Source organism: Streptomyces sp. NPDC031210, assembly GCF_055570395.1.
Map to the genome: position 1 here is coordinate 287,018 of NZ_JBVIHH010000007.1, position 20,096 is coordinate 307,113.

17 protein-coding genes are annotated in these 20,096 nt (G+C 71.3%); 2 read left to right on the plus strand and 15 right to left on the minus strand.

Going from position 1 to position 20,096, the window contains the following annotated elements:
* Positions 1-122 precede the first annotated feature (122 nt).
* The 15 genes from ACZ45Z_RS15970 to pgsA all read right to left on the minus strand — a co-directional run bounded on the left by ACZ45Z_RS15970 (position 123) and on the right by pgsA (position 15,840).
* Positions 123-2,750 (minus strand): RelA/SpoT family protein, encoded by a 2,628-nt coding sequence (locus ACZ45Z_RS15970; RefSeq protein ID WP_468362254.1) that lies wholly within the window; start codon positions 2,748-2,750, stop codon positions 123-125.
* Positions 2,751-2,924: 174 nt separating this feature from the next.
* Positions 2,925-3,473, minus strand: coding sequence for an adenine phosphoribosyltransferase (locus ACZ45Z_RS15975; RefSeq protein ID WP_468362256.1), 549 nt, complete (start codon positions 3,471-3,473; stop codon positions 2,925-2,927).
* A complete protein-coding gene (gene secF, locus ACZ45Z_RS15980) occupies positions 3,470-4,600 on the minus strand; it encodes a protein translocase subunit SecF (RefSeq protein ID WP_468362258.1) in 1,131 nt (376 codons plus the stop codon). The genes ACZ45Z_RS15975 and secF overlap by 4 nt, the downstream gene beginning before the upstream one ends.
* A gap of 1 nt (position 4,601) precedes the next feature.
* Positions 4,602-6,374 carry a protein translocase subunit SecD gene (gene secD / locus ACZ45Z_RS15985; protein ID WP_468362260.1) on the minus strand — a complete coding sequence of 591 codons (1,773 nt, stop codon included), beginning with the start codon at positions 6,372-6,374 and terminating at the stop codon, positions 4,602-4,604.
* Between the two features lie 153 nt (positions 6,375-6,527).
* Entirely contained in the window at positions 6,528-7,013 is a 486-nt protein-coding gene (yajC, locus tag ACZ45Z_RS15990) for a preprotein translocase subunit YajC (RefSeq protein ID WP_468362389.1), read from the minus strand.
* Positions 7,014-7,222: 209 nt separating this feature from the next.
* Entirely contained in the window at positions 7,223-8,311 is a 1,089-nt protein-coding gene (ruvB, locus tag ACZ45Z_RS15995; protein WP_468362262.1) for a Holliday junction branch migration DNA helicase RuvB, read from the minus strand.
* 142 nt (positions 8,312-8,453) lie between these two features.
* A complete protein-coding gene (gene ruvA, locus ACZ45Z_RS16000; protein WP_468362264.1) occupies positions 8,454-9,074 on the minus strand; it encodes a Holliday junction branch migration protein RuvA in 621 nt (206 codons plus the stop codon).
* Positions 9,071-9,622 (minus strand): crossover junction endodeoxyribonuclease RuvC, encoded by a 552-nt coding sequence (ruvC, locus tag ACZ45Z_RS16005; protein WP_468362266.1) that lies wholly within the window; start codon positions 9,620-9,622, stop codon positions 9,071-9,073. The genes ruvA and ruvC overlap by 4 nt, the downstream gene beginning before the upstream one ends.
* Positions 9,623-9,757: 135 nt before the next feature.
* Complete coding sequence (locus tag ACZ45Z_RS16010) at positions 9,758-10,510, minus strand: YebC/PmpR family DNA-binding transcriptional regulator (protein WP_468362268.1); 753 nt, start codon at positions 10,508-10,510, stop codon at positions 9,758-9,760.
* Positions 10,511-10,626: 116 nt separating this feature from the next.
* Positions 10,627-11,214, minus strand: a complete 588-nt coding sequence (gene pdxT / locus ACZ45Z_RS16015) for a pyridoxal 5'-phosphate synthase glutaminase subunit PdxT (protein WP_468362270.1) — start codon at positions 11,212-11,214, stop codon at positions 10,627-10,629.
* 8 nt (positions 11,215-11,222) lie between these two features.
* Positions 11,223-12,134 carry a pyridoxal 5'-phosphate synthase lyase subunit PdxS gene (pdxS, locus tag ACZ45Z_RS16020; RefSeq protein WP_468362272.1) on the minus strand — a complete coding sequence of 304 codons (912 nt, stop codon included), beginning with the start codon at positions 12,132-12,134 and terminating at the stop codon, positions 11,223-11,225.
* A gap of 187 nt (positions 12,135-12,321) precedes the next feature.
* A complete protein-coding gene (locus ACZ45Z_RS16025) occupies positions 12,322-12,867 on the minus strand; it encodes a LemA family protein (protein ID WP_468362274.1) in 546 nt (181 codons plus the stop codon).
* An 83-nt stretch (positions 12,868-12,950) separates the two neighbouring features.
* On the minus strand, positions 12,951-14,111 hold the full coding sequence (locus ACZ45Z_RS16030) for a glycosyltransferase family 4 protein (RefSeq protein ID WP_468362276.1): 1,161 nt from the start codon (positions 14,109-14,111) through the stop codon (positions 12,951-12,953).
* A complete protein-coding gene (locus ACZ45Z_RS16035) occupies positions 14,108-15,187 on the minus strand; it encodes a phosphatidylinositol mannoside acyltransferase (protein WP_468362278.1) in 1,080 nt (359 codons plus the stop codon). The genes ACZ45Z_RS16030 and ACZ45Z_RS16035 overlap by 4 nt, the downstream gene beginning before the upstream one ends.
* Positions 15,184-15,840: a phosphatidylinositol phosphate synthase gene (gene pgsA, locus ACZ45Z_RS16040; RefSeq protein WP_468362280.1), complete on the minus strand. Its 657-nt coding sequence runs from the start codon at positions 15,838-15,840 to the stop codon at positions 15,184-15,186. Before pgsA ends, ACZ45Z_RS16035 begins: the two co-directional genes overlap by 4 nt.
* A gap of 220 nt (positions 15,841-16,060) precedes the next feature.
* On the opposite strand from pgsA, the gene ACZ45Z_RS16045 reads away from it, so the two are divergent.
* A complete protein-coding gene (locus ACZ45Z_RS16045) occupies positions 16,061-18,259 on the plus strand; it encodes an elongation factor G-like protein EF-G2 (protein WP_468362282.1) in 2,199 nt (732 codons plus the stop codon).
* Positions 18,260-18,393: 134 nt separating this feature from the next.
* On the plus strand, positions 18,394-20,076 hold the full coding sequence (locus ACZ45Z_RS16050) for a hypothetical protein (RefSeq protein ID WP_468362284.1): 1,683 nt from the start codon (positions 18,394-18,396) through the stop codon (positions 20,074-20,076).
* The last annotated feature ends 20 nt before the right edge of the window (positions 20,077-20,096 follow it).

Sequence of the window (20,096 nt, forward strand, 5' to 3'; positions counted from 1 at the left end):
CCGCGTGATCTGGCGCCGTACCGGCGGCCCCTCCCGCACGACCACCCCCCACCCCCCCCCCCCCCCCCCCCCCTCCCCCCCCCCCCCCCCCCCCCCCCGCTGCCGTACGCGGGCGGTGTCTCCTACGGCCGGCGTGCCGACGTCACGCGGTAGACGTCATAGACGCCCTCCACGCCCCGCACGGCCTTCAGGACATGCCCCAGGTGCTTGGGGTCGCCCATCTCGAAGGTGAAACGGGAGGTGGCGACCCGGTCGCGGGAGGTCTGGACGGCCGCGGAAAGGATGTTGACGTGCTGGTCGGACAGCACCCGGGTGACGTCCGACAGCAGCCGGGAGCGGTCCAGCGCCTCCACTTGGATGGCGACGAGGAAGACCGAGGACTGGGTGGGGGCCCACTCGACCTCCAGGATCCGTTCGGGCTGCCTGGACAGCGAGTCGACGTTGACGCAGTCGGCGCGGTGCACCGAGACGCCGCTGCCGCGGGTGACGAAGCCGATGATGGGATCGCCCGGCACCGGCGTACAGCAGCGGGCGAGCTTGACCCACACATCGTCGACGCCCTTGACGACCACACCCGGATCGGCGCTGGAGCGGCGCTTGGAGCGCGGCCGGATCGGGGTGGACTCGGCGATGTCCTCGGTGGCCTCGTCCTGCCCGCCGAGCGCCTGCACCAGCTTCTGGACGACGCCCTGCGCGGCGACGTGGCCCTCGCCGATGGCGGCGTACAGCGAGGAGATGTCCGGGTAGCGCATCTCGTGGGCCAGGGTGACCAGCGAGTCGCCGGTCAGGATCCGCTGGATCGGCAGGTTCTGCTTGCGCATGGCCCGCGCGATGGCGTCCTTGCCCTGCTCGATGGCCTCGTCGCGGCGCTCCTTGGAGAACCAGGCACGGATCTTGTTGCGGGCGCGCGGGGACTTGACGAAGCCCAGCCAGTCGCGGGACGGGCCGGCGCCGGGCGCCTTGGAGGTGAAGACCTCCACCAAGTCGCCGTTGTCCAGGGTGGATTCGAGCGGTACGAGCCGTCCGTTGACCCGTGCTCCTATCGTGCGGTGGCCGACCTCGGTGTGCACGGCGTACGCGAAGTCCACCGGTGTCGCGCCGGCCGGCAGCGCTATGACGTCGCCCTTGGGGGTGAAGACGAAGACCTCGTTGCGGGAGAGGTCGAAGCGCAGCGATTCGAGGAACTCCCCCGGGTCCTCGGTCTCCTTCTGCCAGTCCAGGAGCTGGCGCAGCCAGGCCATGTCGTTGACGGTGTCCTGGCCGGCGCCCTTGCCCACGCCCCTGGGGATGTCGGTGCGCACCTTGGAGGTGCCGGCGACGGCCTCCTGCTTGTACTTCCAGTGCGCGGCGATGCCGTACTCGGCGCGGCGGTGCATGTCGAAGGTGCGGATCTGGAGCTCGACGGGCTTGCCGCTGGGCCCGATGACCGTCGTGTGCAGCGACTGGTACATGTTGAACTTGGGCATCGCGATGTAGTCCTTGAACCGCCCGGGCACCGGATTCCACCGGGCGTGGACGGTGCCGAGCGCCGCGTAGCAGTCGCGGACGGTGTCGACGAGGACGCGGATGCCCACCAGGTCGTAGATCTCGGCGAAGTCGCGGCCGCGCACGATCATCTTCTGGTAGACGCTGTAATAGTGCTTCGGTCGGCCGGTGACGGTGGCCTTGATGCGGGCGGCGCGCAGATCGGCCTGGACCTCGTCGGTCACTATCGCGAGGTACTCGTCCCGCTTGGGTGCCCGCTCGGCGACGAGCCGCACGATCTCGTCGTACATCTTGGGGTAGAGGATCGCGAAGGCGAGGTCCTCCAGCTCCCACTTGATGGTGTTCATGCCCAGGCGGTGGGCCAGGGGCGCGTAGATCTCAAGGGTCTCGCGGGCCTTCTTCTCCTGCTTCTCCCGCTTGAGATAGCGCATGGTGCGCATGTTGTGCAGCCGGTCGGCGAGCTTGATGACCAGGACGCGCGGGTCCTTGGCCATGGCGACGACCATCTTGCGGACGGTCTCGGCCTGCGCGGCCTCACCGAACTTGACCTTGTCCAGCTTCGTCACACCGTCGACGAGCAGAGCCACCTGGTCGCCGAAGTCGCGGCGCAGGGTGTCCAGGCCGTACTCGGTGTCCTCGACGGTGTCGTGCAGCAGCCCCGCCATGAGCGTGGCCGGGTCCATGCCCAGCTCGGCGAGGATCGTCGTCACCGCGAGGGGGTGGGTGATGTACGGGTCGCCGCTCTTGCGCTTCTGCCCGCGGTGCCAGCGCTCGGCGACCTGGTAGGCCCGCTCGACCTGGCGCAGCGTCGCCGCCTCGATCTTCGGGTCGTTGCCGCGCACGATCCGCAGCAGCGGCTCCAGCACCGGGTTGTACGGGCTGGAGCGCTGCACGCCGAGGCGGGCGAGGCGGGCACGGACGCGGTTGGGAGAGCCGGAGCGGCCCACCGGAGCGGGCGGCACGGGCCGCGCGGCCGGGTCGGGCTTGGCGGGTGGCTTGGGGGCGGAGACCGGGGGCTTCGCCGCCGCGGAGTCGCCCGGCGCGGGCTCGGGAGCCGGGGCGGGGCCGGGCGCGGGAGCCGGGGTCGCGTCGGCGGGGCGGCCGGCCGGGGGCCGGGGCGTGCCGGTGCCCGCGGACGCACCGCGCTGTCCGGACTGCGGCGTGCCCGGGGAAGCCGCGTCCTGGCGCTTCGTCTCGTCCGGACGCGCGGCGGGGGATTCCGCCGGACGCGGTCCGGGGGAGAGCGGCTGGGCCTCGTCTGGCAAGAGCACTCCTCAAGCGGTTCCGGACCACAAGACCACGAACGGGTCGGGTACCCAATGGTATCGACCCCGGCGCCACGGCTCTCCCGCGGCTATACCCCCGTCTCCCCCACAGCAGCGGGGGCACCCGGTTTCTTCCGGATGCCCCCGTTTGTGCGGGTGGTGCGTTCGACCTGCTCAGATCGTGATCAGGGCCTCCAGCGGAGCGCCCTTCAGGCCCGGCTCCAGCCGCTGCCGACCGGCGAGGAAGCCGAGCTCCATCAGCACCGCGACGCCCGCGACCTCGGCGCCCGCGCGGCGGATGAGCTGCAGCGAGGCGTCGGCGGTGCCGCCGGTGGCGAGCACGTCGTCTATCACCAGCACCCGGTCGCCCGGGGCGAGCGCGTCGGCGTGGATCTCGATCTCGGCGGTGCCGTACTCCAGCTCGTAGGGCTGCCCCAGGGTGGCGCCGGGCAGCTTGCCCGCCTTGCGCACGGGGACGAAGCCGACGCCGGCGCGGACCGCGACCGGAGCGGCGAGGATGAAGCCACGCGCCTCCAGGCCCACGACCTTGTCCGCGCGGTAGCGCCGGCACACGTCGACGAACGCGTCGGTGAGCGCGCCGAAGGCGGCCGGGTCGGCCAGCAGCGGGGTGATGTCCTTGAACATGACGCCCGGCCGCGGGTAGTCCGGGACGTCCGAGATGCGGCTCAGCAGCAGCTCGCGCAACGCGCCGGGGGCGCTCACCGGCGTCCGCCCGACGGGCGGCCCCGGCCACCGCGGCCACGGGCGGCGGGCTGGTGCCGCGGCCCCACGACCGCCGCGTCGTCACCGTCGGCCGCGTCGTCCTCGACGCCGGCGGCCGGCGCGTCCGACCCGTCGTCCGGCCGCTCGCCCTTGGCGGCGGCCGCGGCGCGCTTGGCCCGCACCCGCTTGGCCAGCGCCTTCATCTGCGGCTCGTGCTCCTTGAAGTCGGCGACCAGCGGGGTCGCGATGAAGATCGAGGAGTACGCGCCGGCGGCGAGGCCGACGAACAGCGCGAGCGAGATGTCGTTGAGCATGCCGGCGCCCAGGAACCCGCCGCCGACGAACAGCAGACCGGCGACCGGGAGCAGCGCGACGATGGTGGTGTTGATGGAACGCACCAGGGTGCCGTTGATGCTGCGGTTGGCGATCTCACCGTAGGTGAAGCGGGTCTGCTTGGTGATGTCCTTGGAGGCTTCCTTGAGGCTGTCGAAGACGACGACCGTGTCGTACAGGGAGTAACCGAGGATCGTGAGCAGACCGATGACCGTGCCGGGGGTGACCTCGAAGCCGACCAGGGCGTAGACGCCGACGGTGATCGTGAGGTCGTGGACCAGGGCGATGAGGGCGGCCAGGGCCATCCGCCACTCGAAGGCGATGGCCAGATAGAGCACCACGAGGATCATGAAGATGCCCAGGCCCAGCCAGGCCTTGTTGGCGATCTCCTCGCCCCAGCTCGGCCCGACCAACTGGGTGTTGACGTCCTTGACCGGGACGTTCAGGTCCTTGGCGAGCTCTTCCTGGACCGGTACGGACTGCTTGGTGTCCAGGCCGCTGATCTGGATGCGCAGCGCGCCGTTGCCGAGCTTCTGCACGACCGCCTGGTGGCCGCCGGACGCGGACTCGGCGTGGTGCTGGGCCTGCGAGGCGGACACGGAGGTCTTCGGGGTGGTGAAGACCGCGCCGCCGGAGAACTCGATGCCCATGTTCAGGCCGCGCACCGCGAGACCGACGATGGCCGTGATCGTGATGAGGATCGAGATGCCGTACCAGATCTTCCGCTTGCCGATGAAGTCGTAGCCGACCTCACCGCGGTAGAGCCTGGCGCCGATGTTTCCGAGCTTGGACACCTCACGCCTCCTTCGTCTTGGTGGGCACGCTGCCGCGGCGGCGGCGCAGCGGCGGCTTGGCACCCAGCCGCTCGGGATCCAGTCCGGACCAGGAATGGCCCTCGGAGAAGAACTTGCGCCGCGCCAGCAGGGTCATCAGCGGCTTGGTGAAGAAGAAGACGACGACGACGTCGAGGAGCGTGGTCAGGCCGAGCGTGAACGCGAAGCCCTGCACCTTGCCGACGGTGACGATGAACAGCACCGCGGCGGCCAGGAACGACACGAAGTCGGAGACCAGGATCGTACGGCGGGCGCGCGGCCAGCCGCGTTCGACGGCGGGTCGCAGGGTGCGGCCCTCGCGGATCTCGTCCCGGATGCGTTCGAAGTAGACGATGAAGGAGTCGGCCGTGATGCCGATGGCGACGATGGCACCGCAGACAGCCGGCAGGTTCAGCGCGAACTGGATGGCCGGGCCGAGCAGCGTCATGATCGTGTACGTCAGGATCGCGGAGACCACCAGGCTCGCCAGCGCGACCAGGGACAGGCCCCGGTAGTAGGCGACGAGGTAGATGATGACGAGCGCGAGGCCGATGGCGCCGGCGATCAGTCCGGCCTGGAGCTGCTCGCCGCCGAGCGCCGCGGTGACCGTGGTCTCGTCGACGATCTTGAAGGAGAGCGGCAGGGCGCCGTAGGACAGCATGTTGCCCAGGTCCTCGGCGGACTGCTGGGTGAAGCCGCCGCCGGAGATCGTGGCGCTGCCGCCGTTGAGCTGCTGGCTGACGCGCGGGTCGGAGACCACGGCGCCGTCCAGGACGATCGCGAACTGGTTCTGCGGCTGCGTCTTGGTGGCGAGCTTGCCGGTGATGTCCGCGAACTTCTTGCCGCCGTCGGAGGTGAAGTCCATCTGGACGATCCAGCCCTGGCCCTGCTGGCTGTCGAAGACCGCCTTGGCGTCCTTGACGTCGGTGCCTTCGACGCCGACCGGGCCGAGCGCGTACTTCTGGGTGCCGTCGTCCTTGCAGGCCACGACGGGGTCACCGGGCTTGGTGCCGGCGGCCTTCTCACCGGCGGCGGCCCGGCTCGCCTTGGTGGAGCAGTCCAGCGCGGCGAGCTGCTTCGCCAGCGCCGGCGGGATGTCCTCGCCGCCGGGCAGCGGCGGCACCGGCGGGGTGGAGGGCTTGGGGGATTCGGAGCCGGAGACCTTCGGCGGGTCGGACGGGGCCTTCTTCAGGGAGTCCGACACGGCCCGGCCCTGGGTGGTGGCGCTCGCGGTGGGCGTCGGCGAGGACGCGGCGTTCTTGCCGTCGTCCTTGCCCTTGCCACCCTTGGGCTTGTCGTTCTTGCCGCCCGTGGAGGGGGTGGGCTTCGGCTCGGGCGTCTTGGTGCCCGCGGTGGTGGTCAGGACCGGCCGGAAGGCGAGCTGGGCGGTGGTGCCGACCTGGTCGCGAGCCTGCTTCGCGTTCGTCCCCCGGGGGATGTTCACGATGATGTGGTTCTCGCCCTGGGTCTGGACCTCGCTCTCGGACACGCCCAGACCGTTGACGCGCCGGTCCATGATGCCCGCGGCGGTCTTCATGTTGGTCTCGTTGATCGCGTTGGGCTTGCCCGGCTGGTTCTCCGCCTGGAGCGTGAAGCTGGTACCGCCCGCCAGGTCGATGCCCAGCCGGGGCGTCAGCGTGCCGGAGTAGAACATGCCTCCGACCAGCGCCACCATCACGATCAGGATCAGGACGAGGGTGCGCCCCGGATGACCCTGACTCGCGGGCGCCCTGCGGCCCTTGTTCGGTGCTGCCACCTTCTCGTATCTCCCTGTCCAACCACTCGGCTTCGGGTGTCTGCCGAGCGGCCACGAAGTGTTGTGGGGACGTGCCCCCGCCGGAGCCTAAACCGTCCCGGAACCGCGGTGCGCCGCACGAGGGGCGCTCCCGCGGTTCCGTCCGGGCGGGACTTACTTCGCGTCGGTGCCGCCGGCCTTCTTGTCGTCCTTGGCGGCCTCGGTCGCGTCCTTGGCGCTCTTGGCGTCCTCGACGTCGTCGGCGGTGGGCTCGACGGAGCCGGCCTCGGCGGCCGGGGCGTCGTCCTTGCCCAGGTCGATCTTCTCGGCCTTGTCGCCCGTTTCGGTGGCCTCGTCGGCGGAGGCGCCGGTCAGGGAGGAGGCGTCGTCCGGGACGACCGGCTCGTCGCCGGTGATCGGGTCGGCGCCGTCGAGGATGCGGTTGTACTCCTCGTCGGCGAGGACCGCGCCGATGGCGTTCTTGGCGTAAATGGCGTGCACGCCGGGGGCCACCTCAAGGAGGACGGTGTCCTCGTGGATTTCCTTGACGGTGGCGTACATGCCACCGATGGTCCGGACGCCGGTCCCGGGCTGCATCTCATTGCGCATCTGGGCGGCCGCCTGCTGCTTCTTCTTGGCGGACCGGGTCATCAGGAACATGGCCCCGATGAGGACGATGAAGGGGAGGAGAGTCACGATATTGGGCACGGGACGGAAATCCTTCGCACGACCGCTGAGCACGGTCTGATATACGGGGGTGGGTATGCCGGTCCACACGGACGGCATCGGCGGAGTCTAAGCGAGTCCCCACCGGTGGAACAACGCCCAGCATGGCACCGCAGTTCCGGACCGGGCGAGTCTCCGCGCCGTCATGGGCCGAACAGGCCCTGCTGACCGCTTCCGCCCGCTTGCTGCTGCGGCGGGACCAGCCCGAGATGGGCCCAGGCGGCCGGAGTGGCGACGCGGCCACGGGGCGTACGCGCCAGCAGGCCCTCGCGCACCAGGAACGGCTCGGCGACCTCCTCGACCGTCTCGCGCTCCTCCCCCACCGCGACCGCGAGGGTCGACAGTCCCACCGGGCCGCCGCCGAAGAGCTTGAGCAGGGCGGTGAGCACGGCGCGGTCGAGGCGGTCCAGGCCGCGGGCGTCGACCTCGTAGACCTTCAGGGCCTGGGCGGCGATGTCGCGGGTGATCACACCGTCGGCCTTGACCTGGGCGTAGTCGCGGACGCGACGCAGCAGGCGGTTGGCGATACGGGGCGTGCCACGGGAGCGGCCGGCGATCTCGGCGGCGCCCTCGGCCTCTATGTGGACGTCCAGCAGGCCGGCCGAGCGGTGGATGACGCGCTCCAGCTCGGCGGGGGCGTAGAACTCCATGTGGCCGGTGAAGCCGAAGCGGTCGCGCAGCGGGGGTGGCAGGAGTCCGGCGCGGGTGGTGGCGCCGACGAGGGTGAACGGCGGGAGTTCGAGGGGGATGGCGGTGGCTCCGGGGCCCTTGCCGACGATCACGTCGACGCGGAAGTCCTCCATGGCCATGTAGAGCATCTCCTCGGCGGGCCGGGACATGCGGTGGATCTCGTCCAGGAAGAGGACCTCGCCCTCCTGGAGGGAGGAGAGGATCGCGGCGAGGTCGCCGGCGTGCTGGATGGCGGGGCCGGAGGTGATGCGGATCGGGGCGCCCATCTCGGCGGCGATGATCATCGACAGGGTGGTCTTGCCGAGGCCGGGGGCGCCGGAGAGCAGGACGTGGTCGGCGGTGGCGCCACGGGCGCGGGCGGCGCGCAGCACCAGGTCGAGCTGTTCGCGCACCCGCTCCTGGCCGACGAATTCGTCGAGGTCCTTGGGGCGCAGGGCGGCTTCGACGGCGGTGTCCTCACCGTCGGCGTCGGCCCCGACGAGCCGGTCGGCCGCGTCGGTGGCGGCGTCCTCGGCGGTGGGTGCGGTGTCGTCCCAGTTCACTGCGGATTGCCTCGCGGGGTCGGGGCGGCCGGGCCGCCTGCGTGGTCGTACGGTCGGGGGCGCGGGGCCCGGCCGGGGGCGCCGGGCCGGCCGGGGGCACCGGGCCGGCCGGGGCGGGCCGCCGGGGTCGCGGGGGCGCGGCTCATCGGGCCCGGTTCAGGCTCTGCAGCGCGGCCTTGAGCAGTTGGGCCACCTGGGGCTGTCCGCCGTCGGCGACGGCCGCTTCGGCGTGCGGTTCGACGGCGGCCACCGCTTCGTCGGCCTCGCGGGTGGCGTAGCCCAGGCCGATCAGCGCGGCGTGCAGTTGGTCGCGCCAGCCGGCCGTGACGGGGGTGCCGACGCCGGCCCGGCCGCCGCCCACCGGCGCGCCGAGCCGGTCCTTGAGCTCCAGGAGGAGTTTTTGCGCGCCCTTCTTGCCGATGCCGGGCACGGCGGTGAGGGTCTTCTCGTCGCCGCTCGCGACGGCGCGGCGCAGGGTGTCCGGTGAGTGGACGGCCAGCATCGCCTGGGCGAGGCGGGGGCCGACGCCGCTGGCGGTCTGGAGGAGTTCGAAGGTCTGCCGCTCGTCGTCGTCGGCGAAGCCGTAGAGGGTCAGGGAGTCCTCGCGGACGACGAGGGAGGTGGCGAGTCTGGCGGGCTGTCCGACGCGCAGGGTGGAGAGGGTGTTCGGTGTGCACTGGACGGCCATGCCGATTCCGCCGACCTCGACCACGGCGGTGTCGGGGGCGAGGGCCGCGACGGGTCCGGAGACAAAGGCGATCATCGGGTGCCCTTCAGGGTGCGTGCGGGAGCGGGGGTGCGGCGGGCCGCGGCGTGCGCCTGCTGGAGGCGGTTGACCGCGGGGGCGCGCCATATGTGACAGATGGCCAGGGCCAGGGCGTCGGCGGCGTCGGCCGGTTTGGGGGGCGCGTCGAGTCGCAGCAGGCGGGTGACCATCGCGCCGATCTGCGCCTTGTCGGCCCGGCCCGAGCCGGTGACGGCGGCCTTGACCTCGCTGGGGGTGTGCAGGGCGACGGGCAGTCCGCGGCGGGCGGCGCAGAGCATGGCGACGGCGCTCGCCTGCGCGGTACCCATGACCGTGCGGACGTTGTGCTGGCTGAACACCCGCTCCACGGCCACGAATTCGGGCCGGTACTCCTCCAGCCACTCCTCCAGTCCGCGCTCGATGAGGACGAGGCGGTGGGCGATGTCCGCGTCCGCCGGGGTGCGCACGACGCCGACGCCGACCATCTTCAGCGGGCGGCCGGCGGCGCCTTCGACCACGCCGACGCCGCATCGGGTCAGTCCCGGGTCCACGCCCAGTACGCGCACGTTGCCCCTTTCGGTGAGCAGCCGTTCAACAGTTCCCGCAGGCTATCGGCTGGCACTGACAACGCGCGCCGGGCATGCGAAACGGCCCGCCGGTCGGTCACCGGCGGGCCGTTGTCGTCGTCCGGGCACCGCGCGTCAGGCGTCGACCTTGGCCATGACGTCGTCGGAGACCTCGAAGTTGGCGAAGACGTTCTGCACGTCGTCGCTGTCCTCCAGCGCGTCGATCAGCTTGAAGATCTTGCGCGCGCCCTCTTCGTCCAGCTCGACCTGCATGGTCGGGACGAAGTTCGCGTCGGCCGAGTCGTAGTCGATGCCCGCTTCCTGGAGCGCGGTGCGGACCGCGACCAGGTCGGTGGCCTCGCTGAGCACCTCGAAGGACTCGCCGAGGTCGTTGACCTCTTCGGCGCCCGCGTCCAGGACCGCGCCGAGGACGTCGTCCTCGGTCAGTTCGCCCTTGGGGACGATCACGACGCCCTTGCGGTTGAACAGGTAGGACACCGAGCCCGGGTCGGCCATGGAACCGCCGTTGCGGGTCATGGCGACGCGGACGTCGGAGGCGGCGCGGTTGCGGTTGTCGGTGAGGCACTCGATGAGCACCGCGACGCCGTTGGGGCCGTAGCCCTCGTACATGATGGTTTCGTAGTCGGCGCCGCCCGCCTCAAGACCCGCACCGCGCTTGACCGCGCTGTCGATGTTCTTGTTGGGCACCGAGCTCTTCTTGGCCTTCTGGATGGCGTCGAAGAGCGTGGGGTTGCCGTCCACGTCGGCGCCGCCGGTGCGCGCCGCGACCTCGATGTTCTTGATCAGCTTCGCGAAGAGCTTGCCGCGCTTGGCATCGATCACGGCCTTCTTGTGCTTCGTCGTAGCCCATTTAGAGTGGCCGGACATCCGCCTGTCTCCTTCGCGTAACCAATTGAGAAACGAACGCCTGAGATCCTACCGGGATCGGTCAGGCCGCCTGCGCACCGCCGACCCGCCGCCGCGGAGCCCGCCGCCGGCCGGAGCTACGCGCCGCGCACCAAGTCTACGAAGTAGGCGTGGACGCGGTGATCTCCGGTCAGCTCCGGGTGGAACGACGTGGCGAGGACGTTACCTTGCCGTACGGCGACCGTGTGCTCGCCGTACGTCGCCAGGACGTCCACGGAGGCGCCGACCGACTCGACCCAGGGTGCGCGGATGAAGACGCCCTCGACCGGTCCGCCGGGGATGCCCGTCATGTCGACGGCCGCCTCGAAGGACTCGTTCTGCCGCCCGAAAGCGTTACGGCGCACGATCATGTCGATGCCGCCGAGCGTCTCCTGGTCCTCGCGGGCGTCCAGCAGCTTGTTCGCGACCATGATCATGCCGGCGCAGGTGCCGTAGACCGGCTTGCCCGCCTTCACGAAGGCGCGCAGCGGCTCCAGCATGCCGAAGGCGACGGCGAGTTTGGACATGGTGGTGGACTCGCCGCCCGGTATGACCAGGCCGTCGATGTCGTCCAGTTCCTCGGGCCGGCGTACCGGCCGGGCCAGGGCGTCCGCCTCGGCGAGCGCCGTGAGGTGCTCGCGGACGTCGCCCTGGAGGGCCAGCACACCGATGGTGGGGGTGCTCATCTGTCGTCCTACCAGCCGCGGTTGGCGTAGCGCTCGGCCTCGGGGAGGGTGTCGCAGTTGATGCCGACCATGGCCTCGCCCAGGTTGCGGGAGACGTCCGCGATGACCTTCGGGTCGTCGTAGAAGGTGGTGGCCTTCACGATCGCGGCGGCGCGCTTGGCGGGGTCACCGGACTTGAAGATGCCGGAGCCCACGAACACGCCCTCGGCGCCGAGCTGGCGCATCAGGGCCGCGTCGGCCGGGGTCGCCACGCCGCCGGCGGAGAACAGCACGACCGGCAGCTTGCCGAGCTCGGCGACCTCCTTGACGATCTCGTACGGGGCGCGCAGCTCCTTGGCGGCGGCGTACAGCTCGTTGTTGTCGTAGCCGCGCAGGCGGGCGATCTCGTTCTTGATCTGGCGCAGGTGGCGGACCGCCTCGACGACGTTGCCGGTACCGGCCTCGCCCTTGGAGCGGATCATCGCCGCGCCCTCGGCGATGCGGCGCAGGGCCTCGCCCAGGTTGGTGGCGCCGCAGACGAAGGGGGTGGTGAAGGCCCACTTGTCGGAGTGGTTGACCTCGTCGGCCGGGGTGAGGACCTCGGACTCGTCGATGTAGTCGACACCGAGCGACTGCAGGACCTGGGCCTCGACGAAGTGGCCGATGCGGGACTTGGCCATCACGGGGATGGAGACGGCGTTGATGATGCCGTCGATCATGTCGGGGTCGGACATGCGGGCCACCCCGCCGTCCTTGCGGATGTCGGCCGGGACCCGCTCCAGAGCCATGACGGCGACGGCGCCCGCGTCCTCGGCGATCTTCGCCTCTTCCGGCGTGACGACGTCCATGATCACGCCGCCCTTGAGCTGCTCGGCCATTCCGCGCTTGACGCGCGCGGTTCCGGTCTCGGGGTGCTGGGGCGTGGTGGGCGTGCTGGACACGGTTGACCTCACTCGGTGTGGGTGGTTGCGCTTCGCCGCCCACACAACCGTTTGCCGGTGGCCCGCGAAAAGGGCCAATTAGAGGTCAGTGGATCGTTACGTCCGGCGACGGCGCCCGGACGCGGGGCCGGTGGCCCGGGATCCCGACGGACCCTTTGGTGTCATTCGCACTGTTGGTCCCAGTGTCTCATTTTCCGGCGGACCGGTCGTCGAGGACCGCGGGCGGCTCGTCGTCCATCTCGAACGCCAGCGGGAACGGCGCGTGCCCGGCGAGCCGGAGGTAGCGCACCAGGCGGTGGCGGCGGACCGCGCGCGCCGCCCGCACCGCGTCGTTGTGGAAGCGGCGCGCCATCGGTACGCGGCGCACCGCCGCCGTGAGTTCGGCGACGGTCTGCTCGCCGCCGGGGGCCTCGCGTACGGCCTCCACCTGGGCCTCGTCACCGAAGGTCGCGCGCAGTGTCTGGCTCAGTTCGCTCTCGGCGACCTCGCGGTGGTCCTCGTCCGCCTGACGGGCCTCGTGTGCCGCCTGGTAGAGCACGATCGAGGCGGCCGGATCGAGGACCCCGGAGGTGCCCACTTCCTGGGCGACCGAGGCGCGCCGCAGCAGTTGGGCGTCGAGAGCAGCCCGGGCCGCGTCGATCCGCGCGTGCAGGCGGTCCAGGCGTCCGGCCGTCCAGCTCAGGTAGACGCCGATGAGGATGACGGCGGCCGCGATCCAGATGAAGGTGGTCACGCCGGGTCACAGTACCGGCCGGAACGGAACCCTCCGCACCGGCACGGTGCGGGCGGTTCGCGGCGCTCGGGCGCCGCCCGGCGTCACTCCCTGGCCAGCCCCCAGCGGGCCCTCAGCCCCACCGGCTCGTCCGTGGCCACCGACGTGGTGCCGTCGGTCACCGTCTCGTAGACCGCCAGGATGTCGGCGCCGACCGTCGACCAGTCGAAGCGGCGGACGTGCCGGCTGCCCCGCTCGCGGAGTTCGGCCAGCCGCCCGGGGTCGCCGAGCAGGGCGACGGCGGCGGTGGCGAGCGCGTCCGCGTCCTCGTTGGCGAACAGCTCGCCCGCCTCGCCCTGGTCGAGCACCTGGGCGAAGGCGTCGAGGTCGCTGGCGAGGACCGGCGCCCCGGCGGACAGGGCCTCGACGAGGATGATGCCGAAGGATTCGCCGCCGGTGTTCGGCGCGACGTAGAGGTCGACGCTGCGCAGCAGCCGCGCCTTGTCCTCGTCGCTGACCATGCCGAGGAACGTCACCCGCTCCCGCATCTCGTCGGGTAGCGCCGCGACCGCCTCCTCCTCGTCGCCGCGGCCGGCGACCAGCAGCCGGGCGTCCGGCACCCGGTCGAGGATCGCCGGGAGCGCCTTCATCAGGACCGGCAGGCCCTTGCGCGGCTCGTCGATCCGGCCGATGAAGCCGATCGTCCGGCCCTGCCATTCGGCCTTGGGTTCGGCGCGGGCGAAGAAGTCGACGTCGACGCCGTTGGGGATGACCACCGCGTCGCCGCCGAGGTGTTCGACCAGGGTGCGGCGGGCGTACTCGCTCACCGCGATCCGGGCGCTGATCTTCTCCAGTGCCGGCTGGAGGATCGGATACGCGGCGATCATCGCCCGCGAGCGCGGGTTGGAGGTGTGGAAGGTCGCCACGATCGGGCCCTGGGCCGCCCAGCAGGAGAGGAGCCCGAGCGAGGGCGAGGCCGGCTCGTGGATGTGGATGACGTCGAAGGCGCCGCTCTGGAGCCAGCGGCGGACCCGGGCGGCGGAGAGGAAGCCGAAGTTCAGCCGGGCGACCGAACCGTTGTAGGGCACCGGCACCGCGCGGCCCGCGGAGACGACGTACGGCGGCAGGGGGTTGTCGTCGTCCGCCGGGGCGAGCACGGAGACGTCGTGGCCGAGCCGGATCAGATGCTCGGCGAGATCCCTGATGTGGAACTGGACGCCGCCGGGGACGTCCCAGGAATAGGGGCAGACGATGCCGATCTTCACGCCGTCTCCCCTCCGGCGGCCGTCTCGCGCGCCGCGTCGGGCGCCTTGCCGGACGGGCCGGGCGTCCGGCCGGTCGGCCCGGTGGCGTCGCCGCGCGGTTCGCGGGGGGCGCGCGGCTCCAGGTCGGCGAGCCACAGGCGCTGGAGCATGTGCCAGTCCTCGGGATGCTCGGCGATGCCGGAGGCGAAGGCGTCGGCGAGCGCCTGGGTCATGTGAGCGGCCTTCTCCGTACGGGTCCCGGTCTCGGGGACCTCGATCTCAGGATGGACCCGGCCGCGCATGACCGGCGAGTCGTCGTACCAGAGAGTGACGGGCAGCAGCATCGCGCCGGTCTGGAGGGCGAGCATCGCGGGCCCGGCCGGCATCTTCGTCACCTCGCCGAAGAAGGTCACCTCCAGCCCCGCCCGGGACAGGTCCCGGTCGGCGACCAGGCAGACCAGGCCGCCGGCGCGCAGCCGCCTGGCGAGCGTGCCGAACGCGGCAGCTCCGGTGTGCGGCAGCACCTCCATGCCCAGGCCCTCGCGGTAGGCGACGAACCGGTCGTAGAGGGATTCGGGCTTGAGCCGCTCGGCGACGGTGGTGAAGGGGACGCCGAGTTTGGTGGTGACCCAGACACCCGCGAGGTCGTAGTTGCCCATGTGCGGCAGCGCCAGGATGACACCGCGGTCGCTCTTGAGGCCCTCCTCCAGGTAGTGGACGTCCTGGGGGGTGAAACCGGCCTTTATCCGGTCCTTGCTCCAGGCCGGCAGCCGGAAGGACTCCATCCAGTAGCGCGTGTACGAGCGCATCCCGGCCCGCGAGAGCTCCGCCAGGCGCTCTTCGGAGGCATCCGGGACGACCCGGGCGAGGTTGCACTCCAGGCGCAGGACGCCCTCGCCGCGCCGCTTCCAGACGGTGTCGGCGATCCGCCGGCCGAGGCGTACGGCGGCGCCTTCGGGGAGCTTTTTGACGGTGCTCCAGGCCAGGCCGTAGAGCGCGTCCGTCAGTTTCCCGGTGTCGATCCGCAGCAGGCCGCGCCGGGCCGCCTCACCGCGTCCGGGACCGGCGGTTCCTTCGGTGCCTTCTGTACGGCTCATGCGCCGTTCCCCCCTTGAGCGATGGCGTCGGCCTCCGCCGACTCGCGGCGCACCGTCACCACGCGCTGGGCGAGGGTGACGGCGCTGCCGACGCCGACCAGCCACAGGGCGATCGGCAGCAGGACCTGGATGCCGGGCACCCCGAACTTGTGCAGTCCGGAAAAGCCGCAGGCCACGAGCGTGACGACCAGCCGCTCGGCGCGCTCGACCAGACCGTTGACGTTCACCGGCAGCCCGATGGCCTCCCCGCGCGCCTTGGTGTACGAGACGACCTGGCCGCTGGCGAGGCAGAAGATCGCCATGGCGCACAGCAGCAGGCTTCCGCCGCGGCCGGCGTACCAGAGGGCCAGCCCGCCGAAGATCGCGGAGTCGGCCACCCGGTCGAGGGTGGAGTCCAGGAAGGCGCCCCAGCGGCTGGAGCGGCCCAGTTGCCGGGCCATGTTGCCGTCGACCAGATCGGAGAAGACGAACAGGGTGATGACGACCGTGCCCCAGAAGAACTCGCCCAGCGGGTAGAAGACCAGGGCGCCGGCCACCACGCCGCCGGTCCCGACGAGGGTGACCGCGTCCGGGCTGACCCCGATGCGGATGAGCAGGGCGGCGAACGGCGTGAGAACACGCGTGAAGAAAGCACGCGCGTACTTGTTCAGCATGGCCTTCCCGGAGGGTCGATACGGGCCGCGCGGTCAAGGGGCCACCGGCTGGCCCATCGTAGCCAGGCGGCCTGGGGCCGCCGCCCACGCATCGCGGCGGCCGGTGCCCGGGCTCGGCGGCGGCCGGGCGCCGGGCCGCCCCTTGCGCCACGTATGGACGCATCATGACCACGGTGGAAAGCTCGAATCACCGCAAAGTGTCGACCTGGAGGCGAGACACATGAGCGAGAAGTCGAGTACACGCCCGGGAGCCGCCAGAAGGGCATTGACGGCCGACCGGCCCACTGCCCTGCGCAATGTGGTGCTGGTCGGCCACAGCGGTTCGGGAAAAACCACTCTTGTCGAGGCGCTCGCGCTCGCGTCCGGGGCGGTCAACCGGCCGGGCAGGGTGGAGGACGGCACCTCGCTGTCCGATCACGACGACATCGAGCACCGCCAGCAGCGCTCGGTGCAGTTGTCCCTGGTCCCCGTCGAGTGGGACGGAGTCAAGATCAATCTTTTGGACACCCCCGGCTACGCCGATTTCGTCGGCGAGCTCAGGGCCGGTCTGCGCGCGGCGGACGCGGCCCTTTTCGTCGTCTCGGCGGCCGACGGGGTGGCCGGCGCGACCCGTATGGTCTGGGACGAATGCGCGGCGGTCGGCATGCCGCGGGCCCTGGTCGTCACCCATTTGGAGGCGGCCCGCGCCGGCTTCGACGAGATGACCCAAAAGTGCGGCGGCATCCTCGGCGGCGAGGACCCCGACGCCGTCCTCCCCCTCTACCTCCCCTTGTACGGCACGCCGGGCGCCGACGGCCAGGCCCCCGTGCACGGCCTGATCGGCCTGCTCACCCAGCGGGTCTTCGACTACTCCTCCGGCACCCGCACCGAACGGGAGCCGACGGAGGAGGAGCTGCCGCTGATCGAGCAGGCCCGTAACCGTCTCATCGAGGGGATCATCGCCGAGAGCGAGGACGAGACCCTCATGGACCGCTACCTCGCCGGCGAGCAGATCGACGTCAAGACGCTCATCGGAGACCTGGAGACGGCGGTCGCCCGCGGCACCTTCCATCCGGTGCTCGCCGCGGCCCCGGCCCCCGAGGGCTCCCGGCAGGGTCTGGGCACGGTGGAACTCCTGGAGCTGATCACCCGCGGTTTCCCGACCCCGGCGGAGCGGGAGGCACCCGAGGTGACCGGCGTCGACGGCAGCCCGCGCCCGCCGCTGACCTGCGATCCCGACGGCCCGCTCGCGGCCGAGGTGGTCAAGACCGCCTCCGACCCGTACGTCGGCCGGCTCTCCCTGGTACGCGTCTTCTCCGGCACCCTGCGGCCGGACGAGACGGTGCACGTCTCGGGCCACGGCCTGACGGACCGCGGCCACGAGGACCACGACCTGGACGAACGGGTCGGCGCGCTGTCCGCGCCCTTCGGCAAACAGCAGCGCCCGCTGCCCAAGGCCATCGCCGGCGACCTGGCGTGCGTGGCGAAACTGACCCGCGCCGAGACCGGCGACACCCTGTCGGGCAAGGACAGCCCGCTGCTGATGGCGCCCTGGACGATGCCCGACCCGCTGCTTCCGGTCGCCATCAAGGCGCACAGCAAGGCCGACGAGGACAAGCTCTCCCAGGGTCTCGCCCGCCTGGTGGCCGAGGACCCCACCATGCGGCTGGAACACAACCAGGACACCCACCAGGTGGTCCTGTGGTGCCTCGGTGAGGCGCACGCCGACGTGGCGCTGGAGCGGCTGCGCGCCCGCTACGGCGTCCAGGTCGACACGGTCGCCCACCAGGTGCCGCTGCGGGAGACCTTCGCCTCCACCGCCACCGGGCGCGGCCGGCACGTCAAACAGTCCGGCGGCCACGGCCAGTTCGCGATCTGCGAGATCCAGGTGGAGCCGCTGCCGGGCGGCTCCGGCATCGAGTTCGTGGACAAGGTGGTCGGCGGCGCGGTACCCCGGCAGTTCATCCCGTCCGTGGAGAAGGGCGTCCGCGCCCAGGCCGCGCGGGGCGTCGCCGCCGGGCATCCGCTCGTCGACATCCGCGTCACCCTGCTCGACGGCAAGGCGCACTCCGTCGACTCCTCCGACGCCGCGTTCCAGATGGCGGGCGCGCTGGCGCTGCGCGAGGCCGCCGCCGGGGCCCGGATCGACCTTCTGGAACCGGTGGCCGAGGTGACCGTGCTGGTTCCGGACGAATTCGTCGGCCCGGTGATGAGCGATCTGTCCGGGCGCCGCGGCCGGGTGGTGGGCACCGAGCAGTCGGGGGCCGGCCGCACCCTCGTGCGCGCCGAGGTGCCCGAGATCGAGATCGGCCGGTACGCCGTCGATCTGCGCTCCCTCTCGCACGGCACCGGCCGCTTCGGCCGCGTCTACGCACGGCATGAGCCGATGCCGCAGCAACTCGCCGGGAAACTGCGCGAACAAGCCGCGAACGGCGGGTAGCACACGGTGATTCGGCCGCTGTCCGGCTCAACTCCCTTGGGCTGGACGGCGGCTGTACGCTGTTTTCCGGCGCTTGAGTCACCGGCTCAGCAGGTGTGCCGCGAGCGGTAGTCGGGAAAGAGCCGCATCATCGGATGCGTGCGGTGATGGGGGCGGTAGTGGCAGACGGCTTTGACTTCAGTCCCGGGGCGCAGGTGCCGCTTTCGGGAGGCGCCGGGCAGACGGCGGCGACCCAGGCCCTGGCCTCGGCCGCGTACCGCGACAGTCCGCTCGCCGACATCGCCAAGGCCGATTCCGACTCCGGCACCTCCGAGATCAAGAAGCCCAAGCTGTCGCTGTTCGAGCCCAATCTCGGCGAGGCGTTCTCCCGCGCCGTGCAGGTCCGGATGCTCGGCGGCGGCCGCAAGGCGCTCATCCAGTCCTTCGGGATCGAGCCCCAGACCATCGTCGAGCACTGCCTGTCCGCCACCCGCGTCCGCAAGCAGCGGGACGCGAAGCTGACGTTGCTGATGGTGCTCTTCGGTCTGCTGTTCCTGCCCGGTGTCCTGGTGTGGCTGGGCGTCTTCCAGCTCAAGAAGCTGCTCTCCAAGGACGGCGCGGGCAGCGGCGTCTCGGCGCTCGGCGGCGTCCTGCTCTTCCTGCTCGGCGGCCTCGCCGTGTTCTTCATGATCAAGTTGCCGCTCGACGGCTTCTGGCCGATGTACGTCCGGGCCATGATCATCGCTCCGGTGATCGGCTGGTGGTGGGCCAAACAGATCTGCGAGAAGACCGCCGTGACCATGCGGGGGGCATGGAAGAGCCTCCTCGAAGGCGGCGGCGTGGCGGCGAAGATCCCCGAGGCGGTGCCCCAGGACCCGAACGAGATCGCCGCCGAGACCCTCCGGAAGAATCTCGCCAAAGTCTCCGCCGAGCAGCGCTCCAACGTCGTCTTCTACGCCGGCCCCAAGGGGATACTCGGCATGGGCACCCGCTGGGGAAGCTGGCAGCTCGCCGAGGAGCTCAAGCCGGCGCGGGAAGGCACCGACATCCACCCGTTCCGTAGCTGGGACGTCATCCGGGTCATCCACGACCGGCTGCGGCTGCTGGAGCGCAGCCCGCTGCACACCGGCGGCTTCCAGCAGCCGCCGTCGGTCCGCCACTGGATCGTCTCGCCGGTCGGCGAGAAGGCCAAGGAAGTCGCCCATCCCGAGGGCACGAACGTGGACGCGTATCAGATCCGCGGCCACGAAATAGAGCGCATCTGCAACGAGCAGCAGTTCGGCAGCGGCAACCGCCACTACCTCGGCGTGCAGTTCGTGCTGTGGGACGGCCAGCTCGTGATCACCTTGATGATCACCGTCACCGTGCTGCACGAGACCCTGCGCGTGGAGGTCACCGGCCACGCCCTGGGACCGGTCAACCCGCTGTTCACCACCAAGCCCGAGCCCAAGACCAAGGACGTCGCCAAGGTCGTCAAGTTCTGGGAGACCAAGACCCAGACGCTGCCGCTGATCGAGCCCGGCGAGGTCGTCCGGCTGGCCGCCCGCGCCCCCCTGACGTGGTTCCCGCCGATCCTGGACTTCCTCGGCGGCAAGCTCGTGCTGCCCGAGCCGTTCGGACTGCGGCACGTCTGGGCCGACAAGCCCTGGCGCCACCGCTTCATGGCCGACGACGCCCTGCGCGCCGCCACCCCGGTGCTGCGCACGGTGCACGCCGCCGCCATGAGCGTCCTCAAGGAGAACGGCGTGGACACCGAGCGCTTCGACAACCGGTCCCTGGTCCTGAGCGGCATGATCCAGAGCGCCGAGCCGCAGAAGGCGGACGAGTACAACGCCTAGGTCTCCGCTCGGAGGACCCG